Below are 9,814 nucleotides of genomic sequence, written 5' to 3'. Positions count from 1 at the left end.
GGGGGCGGACCCGTCGCCGGAGTCGGAGGCGGCGGGCGTGGCGGGCGAGATCGCCCGCACCTTCCTGGCGATGGCGCAGCTGGCATCCGTGAGCGTGTGCCTGTGCGTCGGCGAGGGCGGCAGCGGCGGTGCCATGGCGCTTGCTCACACCGACCGTTTCCTCCTGCTCCAGGGCTCGGTCTTCTCGGTCATCGGCCCGGAAGCGGGCGCGGCGATCCTCTACCGCGATGCCGGGCGGGCGCCCGAGTTGACCCGCGCCCTGAAGATGACGTCCGTCGAGCTGCTGCACCGGGGAGTTGTCGACCGCGTCGTGCCCGAGAACGTGGACGCCGTGCGCGGAGCACTGCTCGACGCTCTGGCGTCCGCCACACCTGGCGAACGCGACAGCCGAGCCGACAAGGCGACCGCCCGCGCCCTCCTGGCCGGTTGAACGCACACCGGACGTCGGCGGCGGCAGCAGAAGGCGGCGGTGCCGGAACGGCGACCCGTCGGGCGAGGCACCAGCAAGTGATACCAACCGATTCGGAAGAGGAGTCCCTCCATGCAGAAGATCGCCAAGACGACCGGCAGCCACGGCATCGGTCAGATGATCCACGTCATCCACATGTCGGACGACGTGGAGAAGCTGAACCGCTTCTATGAGGACGTGTTCGGCGGGCTCCACTTCCTCGGCGTCGACGAGGCCAACTATCTGCCGATCGAGGACCGGTACGCCGGCCTGTTCATGGTCAGTGACGTGTGCATCGAGACCATGGCGCCCGCACTGCCGGCCGACGGCGCCAAGCCGGTCGGTAAGTTCTACAACAAGTTCGGCGAGCACCTGCACTCCGTCGGCTACAAAGTCGACGACCTGCCGGGGCTCGCGGAGCGGCTGCTGGCCAAGGGTGTGTACATCGGCGCGCCGGGCGGCGGGAAGATCGAGAAGCTCGACCCGGAGACGCAGTACTTCTACCCGAGCCCGCGCGACACCGCCGGTCTGATGGTCGAGATGTGCCGGATCGACATGCCCAACGACCCGCGCGACCTGGAGACCTGGTCGTCCCAGGTGAAGATGTGGCGGTCCCACCCGCTCACGATCGAGCGTTTCTCCTACGTCACACTCGGTGTGCGCGACCTGGAGTCGGCGGTCAGTACCTATGTCGACGTGATGGAGGCCGTCCCGGTCCAGCAGGGGATCGACGACGCCCTGCGGGCCCGTTTCCAGACGGTGCAACTCGGCGACTGCCTGCTCCAGTTGGCGCAGCCGCTGGAGGACCACTCCGACCTGGGCCGCCATGTGGCGAAGTGGGGCAACATGATCTACAGCCTCCGGTTCAAGGTGACGGACCTCGACTCGGTCGAGAGCTGGCTGAAGCGTAAGAACATCCGCACCGAGAGGCTCCGTGAGGACCTCGTGGTCACCGACATCGAGGACTCGTACGGGGCCCCGATCTTCTTCACCACCGAGGAGATCCCCGGCGATCCCTTCGCCTCCTGACCGCAACGCGCCGCCGCGGCCCGTGCCCGGTACCGGTCCGACCGGCACCGGGCACGGGTCGCGCGGCGTGCGCGGCACATCGAGGAGTCCGCCAACGCGGGCGCCCTCTGGTCCGCCGACGCACCTTGTCCGCAAATTCGAGAGCACGAGGTCTCCGAGGCGGTCGTCGGCATGCCCGGCATCCGCCCACTGGGATGCCGAACTCCCGGCTGCCGCCTGTGACTTCAGCGCGTTCCCCTACGCATCCACGCGGATCCGCGCCGCCACTGCGACGCCTCCGCCAGGACCACCGCTGTCGAGGTGAGCTGCCTGTCGGCTCGGCAACGGCATGGGAAAAGCTGCGGGCCCGGCACTCAGGCGGCCGGAGGACCGACCGGCTCCACCTCGTCGACCAGACCCCAGCGCCGTGCCTGCCCGGCGGTGAGCGGGCTGCCGCTGAGCACCATGTACAGCGTGCGCCAGCGGCCGATACGGCGTGGGATGCTCACCGTGCCGCCCGCGCCCGGGATCAGTCCCATGCCCAGCTCCGGCAGCCGGAAGACCGTGCCGGGGTCGGCGACGATCCGAGAGGCGAAGGCGGGCAGCTCGATCCCGGCGCCGACACAGGTGCCGTGCATCCGCACCGTGATCCGGTCCCGCAGCTCGTGCACCGACCGGGCCGCGCCACCACGGGTGCGTACCAGGTGCGCCGTCACCAGATCGGCTGCGACCCCGAACTCTCCGAGGTCTCCGCCCGAGCAGAAGGAGGGGCCGTTCCCGTCCAGGACGACCTCGGTCACCGTCGCGTCGAGCCTGGCGACGTCCAGGGCCGCGACGAGTGCGTCCCGGAGCTCCCGACCGTAGGCGTTGCGCCGCTCGGGCCGATTCAGCGTGAGGTGAAGGGTGCCGTCGTCACGGCGGACCAGCACGGTCTCGTCTCTTGCGGGCGGAGGCACCGGCCGGTCGCCGCGGGCCGCAAGCCAGCGGGCGAATCCTCCGCCGGCAAGCAGCGTGGAGTAGGCGAGCGACTCCGCGTCCAGCGCCTGGTTCACGGCGAGTCGCTCTCCGAGCCGCAGGACCTGGCCAAGGACGACGGCCGCCTCCGGGTTGCCGAGCGCGTGACCGTACAGCACCCGGGCCACGCCGTCAGGATCCTCGGCGGCGACCAGACGGCGATCCCCGCTGTCGGCCGGTGCCAGCGTCAGGTCCAGCGCCTCGGTCAGCGCGGCCGAGGGCGCGGCGGCGCGGGTGACACCGATGAGCAGGCGGTCGCACTCCTGGGCCCGCTCCACGGCGCGTCGGAGGACGGCCGTACTGCCGAAGGGACGGTCCAGGTCGACCAGCAGCAACGGGTCGACGACGGCGCCGCCCTCGGCGAGCAGATCTGCGTGGGCCGCCCCTGCGGCCAGGTCCGCCACAGAGAGCGCACTGCGAGTCAACATCATCCTGGCCTAGCATCCTGACATGGTCACTTGGTCCCCAGGCTCCTCCGCCGAGACCGCGCGCGACTGGGCGCGGAGCGGGGTCCTGCCGCTGACCGGCCACAGTACCGGCCCGCCGATCGTACCCGCGGGTGCCGCCGCCTCCTGGGCGGACCGGATGGCCGACCGCGTCGAGCTGGCCACCAGGGGCTCCCGGCATCCCGTCCGGATCAACGGGCCGCGGCTGCTGTCCGAGCGCGCTGCGCTCACCGGCGGGAGCCGCCGGGGACGGCTGTCCATCGGCGGCAGTTGCCGACTGCTGCCGACGCTGGACGGCTGGGCGGCGGTGTCGTCCGCCCGCCCGGACGACCCGCTGTTGTGGAGCGCGCTGATCAGCCATGACCTCGACGAGCTGTTGCCGCAGCGGCTGGCCGCCTGGCTTGCCGTGCACAGCGGGGCCCAACTGGACGAGCGGGCAACGCTGTTGAGCCTGGCTGCGGGGTCGGTCACGGCACCCGGACGGCAGGGGGGCAGCGCAGGCAGCACGGGCCGTTGCACCGAGCCGCCGCAGCCAGGCAGGCCGCGCTCGGTGGAACAGCTGCTGGTGGTGGACTTCAGCGCGCTGTGGGCCGGTCCGCTGTGCGCCCACCTGCTCGGTCTCGCGGGCGCGGACGTGGTGAAGGTCGAGGTCCCTTCCCGTCCGGACGGCGCCCGGCAGGGCAACCGGCCCTTCTACGACCTGCTGCACGGCGGCCACCGATCGGTCGCACTCGACCCGGCGGACCCCGCAGGGCGCGCCGCACTGCACGCGCTGGTACGCAGGGCGGACATCGTCATCGAGGCGTCCCGCCCCCGCGCGCTGGCCGGGTTCGGACTGGACGCCCTGGCCGAGGTGGAGCGCGGCTGTACCTGGGTGTCGATCACCGCTCACGGCCGGGCCTCGGACAGAGTCGGCTTCGGCGACGACGTGGCCGCCGCGAGCGGCCTGCTGGCGTGCGACGAGCGAGGTCTGCCGGTCTTCTGCGGGGACGCGATCGCCGACCCGCTCACAGGTCTGACCGCCGCCACGCTTGCCCTGTCCGAGCCCGAGAACGGCGGTGGGGTGCTGTGGGACCTGGCGATGGCGGACGTCGCGGCGGCGACCCTCGAAGGAATGGGGACCGGCCCCGGGACGAGCGTGCGACGGGCTGGGACCGGCTGGGCGGTGGACACCGGGCAGGAACGGGTCCCGGTCCTCGCGCCGGTCGCGAGGACCCCGCGGGCCGCCGCGACCGAACTGGGTGCCGACACCGGCGCGGTACTGCGACAGTTCGGGATCGCCGCACCGTGAACGGCCTGCTGATCCGCGGCGCGGAGGTGAACGGGGAATTGCTCGATGTCCGGATCGGGCGCGGTCGGGTGTTGGAGCTGGGGCGGTCGTTGCAGCGTGCGGATCGGGCCGAGGAGCTGGTGGAGGCGCACGGCGGCACGCTCCTCCCCGGGCTGACGGATCATCACCTCCATCTCTTCGCCACCGCCGCCGATCTGGCGTCCGTCACCTGCGACCCCGCCACCACGCCTGACCGGGCGGGACTCACTCGGGTGTTGCAGCGTGCGAGGCCGGACGAGCACGGCTGGATCAGAGGCGTGCGCTACCACGAGTCCACGGCCGGAGATCTGGACGCGACCGGTCTCGACCAGCTGCGCGCCGATGTTCCGGTGCGGCTGCAACACCGCAGCGGCGCCCTGTGGGTGCTCAACTCCCGTGCTGCCGAGGCCGTCGGACTCGGCAGCGGGGACCACCCCGGTATCGAACGGGACACCGGGGGCCGACCGACCGGGCGGCTGTGGCGGGCCGACCCCTGGCTGCGCGCGAGGCTGCCGCGCGGCGAACCGCCTTCGTTGGCCGGACTGAGCCTGCTGCTGGCCGGATACGGCATCACGGCCGTCACCGATGCGAGCCCGGAGCTGGATACCGGCACGGTCGAGGCGATCTCCGCGGCGGCGGCGAGCGGCGAACTGCGCCAGCGGGTGCTGCTACTGGGCGCGCCGCTCAGCGGCTCCCCGGGGCCTGACGGCATCCCGGACTCCAGCCCCGGTCGGAACCGGCCGGAAGCCGGTCCCTGGAAGATCGTGCTCGCCGACTCCGGTCTCCCCGCCGTCGACGAGTTGGCCGAAGCCGTCGCCACCGCGCACCGGGCCGGTCGGCCGGTCGCCGTGCACTGCGTGACCCGGGAGTCACTGCTGCTGTTCCTGATCGCGCTCAAGGAGGCCGGCAGCCTGCCCGGAGACCGCCTGGAACACGCCTCCCTCGTACCGACCGACGTCATTCCCCACATCCGCCGGCTCGGTCTGCGGGTGGTGACCCAGCCTGGCTTCCTCGCGGACCGCGGCGACGACTTCCTGCGCGGCACTCCCGCGTCCGAGCACGACGATCTGTACCGGTGCGCCTCGCTGCACGCGGCCGGGATTCCTCTGGGACTGTCCAGCGACGCCCCGTATGGGCCGGTCGATCCGTGGGCCGTGATGCGGGCTGCGGTACGGCGACGTACCCCCTCAGGCATGGTCGTCGGTCCCGAGGAGCGGCTCACCGCCGCGCAGGCGCTGCACGGCTACCTCTCCCCCGGACGACGGCCCGGCGATGCGCCGCGCCGCGTCCACGTGGGAGCCCGAGCGGATCTGGTGCTGCTCCACACCTCGTTGGACGCGGCGCTCGACTGCCTGGACGCCCGAATCGTCCGGCTGACCCTCGTCGGCGGGCGTCGGGTGGTGTGACGCAGCGGCGCGGTGCGCACAAAGGCCGACCGTCGCGGTCCTGCGGTTGATCCCACCCGCTGACGACGATGACCGCCGGCAGGGAGGGGGCTTCGGGGTTGGTGAGCCCGTGCGGTGCGGGCTGGAGGGCCCATGGGCGGCGCGATGGACGTGGTCCACGGCACCCACCGGGTCATCACCGACCTCGGCAAATCGATGTCCCGTCCGAAGGCCTCGCTCCGATGGAACGCGGGACGAGCATGGCCGACACGGACATGACCGCCCGCACGGGTACACCTCTGATCCGGAGGCCATGAGCCGTGGCCGTCGGTCCTGCGTCGATCAGCCCTTCATCCAGGGCAGTCATGTGGTCAGTGCAACCACCCCGTGACCGGCTCCGCGACTCAATTTCATTCCGAGCACTTTGTTGGTACGTCCTGACATACCTGTTGACATCCCCACAGAGGCGGGCTCATAGTCTCTCCAACTAGAGCGCGCTACTAAAGCGCTCCAGTCGCTGAACAGGCGGCCCACACCTACGGCCGCCACAGAAACGAGCCGCCACGCACGGCACATCCACACCACGTGCGCACCGCGTCGCCACTCGATGAACATGCATCGGCCGCCGACGCCGGACGCGCTTCCGCCCAACACAATTTCCACCCTGACAAGCACAGCGAGGTGCAAGGGACATGCGCAGAAACCACCGAGCCGCAATTTTCACCGCCACGGTTCTCGCCGGGACTCTGTTCGCCGCAGGCTGTTCCAGCAGCTCGGGCGGCAAGAAGTCCGACGACGGCGGGGCCGCCGCCTCCGCGGGCAAGGCCACCACCCCGCGGATGACCGTCGCCATGATCACCCACGCTGCCCCCGGCGACACGTTCTGGGACCTGGTCCGCAAGGGCGCCCAGGCCGCTGCCGCCAAGGACAACGTCAAGCTCGTCTACTCCAGCGACCCCAGCGCCGGCAACCAGGCCAACCTCGTGCAGAACGCGATCGACCAGAAGGTCGACGGCATCGCGCTCACCGCCGCCAAGCCCGACGCCATGAAGGACGTGGTGGCCAAGGCCAAGTCCGCCGGCATCCCCGTGGTCGGTTTCAACTCCGGTGTGAGCGACTGGAAGAAGCTCGGCATGCTGGAGTACTTCGGCCAGGACGAGAACATCGCCGGCCAGGCCTTCGGCCAGCGCCTGAACAAGCTCGGCGCCAAGCACGCCCTCTGCGTCATCCAGGAACAGGGCCAGGTCGCCCTGGAAGCCCGCTGCGCCGGCCTGAAGAAGGGCTTCACCGGCAAGACCGACATCCTCTACGTCAACGGCACCGACATGCCGTCCGTCAAGTCGACGATCACCGCCAAGCTCACGCAGGACTCTTCCATCGACCAGGTGGTCACCCTGGGCGCCCCGATCGCGCTGACCGCCGTGCAGTCCTTGTCCGACTCCGGCAGCAAGGCCAAGCTCGCCACCTTCGACCTCAGCAAGGACCTGGTCAAGGCCGTCCAGAACGGCACGATCGAATTCGCCGTCGACCAACAGCCTTACCTCCAGGGCTACTTGGCGGTCGACTCGCTGTGGCTCTACAAGACCAACGGCAACTTCAGCGGCGGCGGCACCGCGCCGATCCTCACTGGACCGGCCTTCATCGACAAGACGAACGTCGCCAGCGTCGCCGAGTTCGCCGCGAAGGGCACCCGGTGATGAGCATGACCCGGCATGCCGAGCCGGCGGTGACCTCACCGCCGGCCCCCGGCCCGAAGGAATCCGACGGCCGGACTTCTGAACGGCCTCTGGCGCTACGGTTGTTGGCGCGTCCTGAGGTGGGTGTTTTCCTCGGTGCGGCGGCGGTGTACGTGTTCTTCCTGGTCGCTGCTCCGCCGGTGCGGGACAGTTCGTCGATGGCGAACATTCTCTACAGTTCGTCGACGATCGGGATCATGGCGTTGCCGGTGGCGCTGTTGATGATCGGCGGGGAGTTCGATCTTTCCGCCGGCGTCGGGGTGATCACCTCGGCGCTGACCGCGAGCATGCTCAGCTACCAACTCACCATGAACGTGTGGGTGGGTGTGGTCGTCGCGCTGCTGGTGTCGCTGGGGATCGGGTTCCTCAACGGGTGGCTGGTAGTGAAGACGGGGCTGCCGAGCTTCCTGGTCACCCTGGGCAGTTTCCTGATCCTGCAGGGCGTCAATCTCGCGGTGACCAAGCTGGTCACCGGGAACGTCGCGACCGACGACATCAGCAACATGGACGGCTTCGGCCAGGCCAAGAAGGTCTTCGCGACGTCCTTCGACATCGGCGGCGTCAACATCAAGATCACCATCATCTACTGGCTGGTGTTCGCGGCGCTCGCGACCTGGGTGCTGCTGCGCACGAAGTACGGCAACTGGATCTTCGCGGTCGGTGGGAACAAGGACTCGGCGCGGGCCGTCGGTGTGCCCGTGGCGTTCACGAAGATCTCCTTGTTCATGCTGGTCGGCGTCGGGGCGTGGTTCGTCGGTATGCACCAGTTGTTCACCTTCAACACGGTGCAGTCCGGTGAGGGTGTGGGTCAGGAGCTGATCTACATCTCCTGTGCTGTCATCGGCGGGTGTCTGCTGACGGGTGGTGCGGGTTCGGCGATCGGTCCGGTGTTCGGGGCGTTCATGTTCGGCATGGTGCAGCAGGGCATCGTCTACGCCGGCTGGAACCCCGACTGGTTCAAGGCGTTCCTCGGCGTGATGCTGCTGGGCGCCGTCCTCATCAATCTGTGGGTCCAGCGCACCGCGACCCGGAGGTGACCTTCATGGCAAGCAACGAATCCGGCACTCACGGCGCGATCCTCGAGGACAAGGCGCCGAGCGACGCGGACGCGCCGATCGTCCAGCTGCGCAACGCGGGCAAGGCGTACGGCAACGTCCGTGCCCTGCACGGTGTCGACCTCGCGGTCCGCCCGGGCCAGGTCACCTGTGTGCTGGGTGACAACGGCGCGGGCAAGTCGACCCTGATCAAGATCATCTCCGGGCTGCACCAGCACACCGAGGGCGAGTTCCTCGTCGACGGGGAGCCGGTGCACTTCACCACTCCGCGGCAGGCGCTGGACCGCGGCATCGCCACGGTCTACCAGGACCTGGCCGTCGTGCCGCTGATGCCGGTGTGGCGCAACTTCTTCCTCGGCTCGGAGATGACCAAGGATCCCTGGCCGGTGCGCCGTCTCGACATCGAGCGGATGAAGAAGACCGCGGACGAAGAGCTGCGCAACATGGGCATCATCCTGGACAACCTGGACCAGCCCATCGGCACCCTCTCCGGCGGCCAGCGCCAGTGTGTGGCGATCGCCCGCGCCGTCTACTTCGGCGCCCGCGTCCTGATCCTGGACGAGCCGACCGCCGCGCTGGGTGTCAAGCAGTCCGGTGTGGTGCTGAAGTACGTGGCCGCCGCCCGTGAACGCGGTCTCGGCGTCATCTTCATCACCCACAACCCGCACCACGCCTACATGGTCGGCGACCACTTCAGCGTGCTGCGCCTGGGCACGATGGAACTCTCCGCCGAGCGCAGCGAGATCACCCTCGAAGAGCTCACCAACCACATGGCCGGCGGCAGCGAACTCGCCGCGCTCAAGCACGAGTTGTCCCAGGTCCGCGGCGTCGACGTCGAAGAGCTCCCCGACGCGAAGGACCTGACAGCGCTGTAGCGGCAGCTCCCCAGCACGGCAAGGCCGAAAGCCCCAACTGCTGGGGGCATGCCCTGGTCGCCGATGTCTCAGACCGACGTCTCCGGTGCCCTGTCACTGGTACCGCGTACCACGAGCTTCGGATCCAGTACGGCCTCCCGGACCTCCAGATCCGGATTCTCCAGCCGCTCGACGGCGAACCGCACGGCATGCTCCGCCATCAGAGCCGCGTCCTGGCGGACGGTGGTCAGGCCGATCGGCATCAGATGGGAGAGGTGGCTGTCGTCGTACCCGACAATCGACACGTCACGCGGGACATCGACGCCTGTCCGCGTCAGGGCCATCAACAGGCCCCACGCACACCGGTCGTTGCCCGCGAGGACCGCCGTCGGCAGAGCCTGCCCCCGATCGCGCTCCGCGAGGAACAGGCGGCCCGCCTCGATGCCCGACTCCTCCGTGTGCTCCGCTCAGGCCAAGGTGGAGTACAACGCGTTCCTGGCAGGGTGCCCCAGCCGACAGCTGCTCGACCGAATCTCGGACAAGTGGGTCGTCCTGATCC

General features: G+C 69.7%; 7 protein-coding genes and 2 pseudogenes. 7 read left to right on the top strand and 2 right to left on the bottom strand.

Features of this window, described 5'->3' with window-relative positions; translation table 11 throughout:
- Positions 1 to 430 (top strand): annotated as a pseudogene (locus tag ACFWP5_RS49535) (acetyl-CoA carboxyl transferase); the annotation flags it as partial.
- 111 nt (positions 431 to 541) lie between these two features.
- Entirely contained in the window at positions 542 to 1,477 is a 936-nt protein-coding gene (locus ACFWP5_RS49530; protein WP_384173061.1) for a VOC family protein, read from the top strand.
- A gap of 353 nt (positions 1,478 to 1,830) precedes the next feature.
- Here the strand turns inward: ACFWP5_RS49530 and ACFWP5_RS49525 are convergent, their stop codons facing one another.
- On the bottom strand, positions 1,831 to 2,901 hold the full coding sequence (locus ACFWP5_RS49525; protein ID WP_384173058.1) for an enoyl-CoA hydratase/isomerase family protein: 1,071 nt from the start codon (positions 2,899 to 2,901) through the stop codon (positions 1,831 to 1,833).
- A gap of 19 nt (positions 2,902 to 2,920) precedes the next feature.
- Between ACFWP5_RS49525 and ACFWP5_RS49520 the strand changes: the two genes are divergently transcribed.
- The 5 genes from ACFWP5_RS49520 to ACFWP5_RS49500 all read left to right on the top strand — a co-directional run bounded on the left by ACFWP5_RS49520 (position 2,921) and on the right by ACFWP5_RS49500 (position 9,276).
- Positions 2,921 to 4,207, top strand: a complete 1,287-nt coding sequence (locus tag ACFWP5_RS49520; protein ID WP_384173055.1) for a CoA transferase — start codon at positions 2,921 to 2,923, stop codon at positions 4,205 to 4,207.
- Positions 4,204 to 5,631, top strand: coding sequence for an amidohydrolase family protein (locus ACFWP5_RS49515; RefSeq protein ID WP_384173052.1), 1,428 nt, complete (start codon positions 4,204 to 4,206; stop codon positions 5,629 to 5,631). The genes ACFWP5_RS49520 and ACFWP5_RS49515 overlap by 4 nt, the downstream gene beginning before the upstream one ends.
- A 671-nt stretch (positions 5,632 to 6,302) precedes the next feature.
- Positions 6,303 to 7,307: a sugar ABC transporter substrate-binding protein gene (locus ACFWP5_RS49510; RefSeq protein WP_384173049.1), complete on the top strand. Its 1,005-nt coding sequence runs from the start codon at positions 6,303 to 6,305 to the stop codon at positions 7,305 to 7,307.
- Positions 7,307 to 8,383: an ABC transporter permease gene (locus tag ACFWP5_RS49505; protein ID WP_384173046.1), complete on the top strand. Its 1,077-nt coding sequence runs from the start codon at positions 7,307 to 7,309 to the stop codon at positions 8,381 to 8,383. The genes ACFWP5_RS49510 and ACFWP5_RS49505 overlap by 1 nt, the downstream gene beginning before the upstream one ends.
- A 5-nt stretch (positions 8,384 to 8,388) precedes the next feature.
- A complete protein-coding gene (locus ACFWP5_RS49500) occupies positions 8,389 to 9,276 on the top strand; it encodes an ATP-binding cassette domain-containing protein (protein WP_384173043.1) in 888 nt (295 codons plus the stop codon).
- 68 nt (positions 9,277 to 9,344) lie between these two features.
- On the opposite strand, the pseudogene ACFWP5_RS49495 reads toward ACFWP5_RS49500, so the two are convergent.
- Positions 9,345 to 9,719, bottom strand: a pseudogene (locus tag ACFWP5_RS49495) (substrate-binding domain-containing protein); the annotation flags it as partial.
- Between the last annotated feature and the right edge of the window lie 95 nt (positions 9,720 to 9,814).

This window comes from Streptomyces sp. NPDC058469, assembly GCF_042721125.1.
Classification (GTDB): domain Bacteria; phylum Actinomycetota; class Actinomycetes; order Streptomycetales; family Streptomycetaceae; genus Streptomyces.
The sequence above is the reverse complement of the archived record's forward strand: the minus strand, read 5'-3'. Positions and strand labels throughout refer to the sequence as shown.

Excerpts from the sequence above, each read along its gene's own strand:
- ACFWP5_RS49530 (WP_384173061.1), top strand. The coding sequence starts at position 542 with ATGCAGAAGATCGCCAAGACGACCGGCAGCCACGGCATCGGTCAGATG.
- ACFWP5_RS49525 (WP_384173058.1), bottom strand. The coding sequence starts at position 2,901 with ATGATGTTGACTCGCAGTGCGCTCTCTGTGGCGGACCTGGCCGCAGGG.
- ACFWP5_RS49520 (WP_384173055.1), top strand. The coding sequence starts at position 2,921 with ATGGTCACTTGGTCCCCAGGCTCCTCCGCCGAGACCGCGCGCGACTGG.
- ACFWP5_RS49510 (WP_384173049.1), top strand. The coding sequence starts at position 6,303 with ATGCGCAGAAACCACCGAGCCGCAATTTTCACCGCCACGGTTCTCGCC.
- ACFWP5_RS49505 (WP_384173046.1), top strand. The coding sequence starts at position 7,307 with ATGAGCATGACCCGGCATGCCGAGCCGGCGGTGACCTCACCGCCGGCC.
- ACFWP5_RS49500 (WP_384173043.1), top strand. The coding sequence starts at position 8,389 with ATGGCAAGCAACGAATCCGGCACTCACGGCGCGATCCTCGAGGACAAG.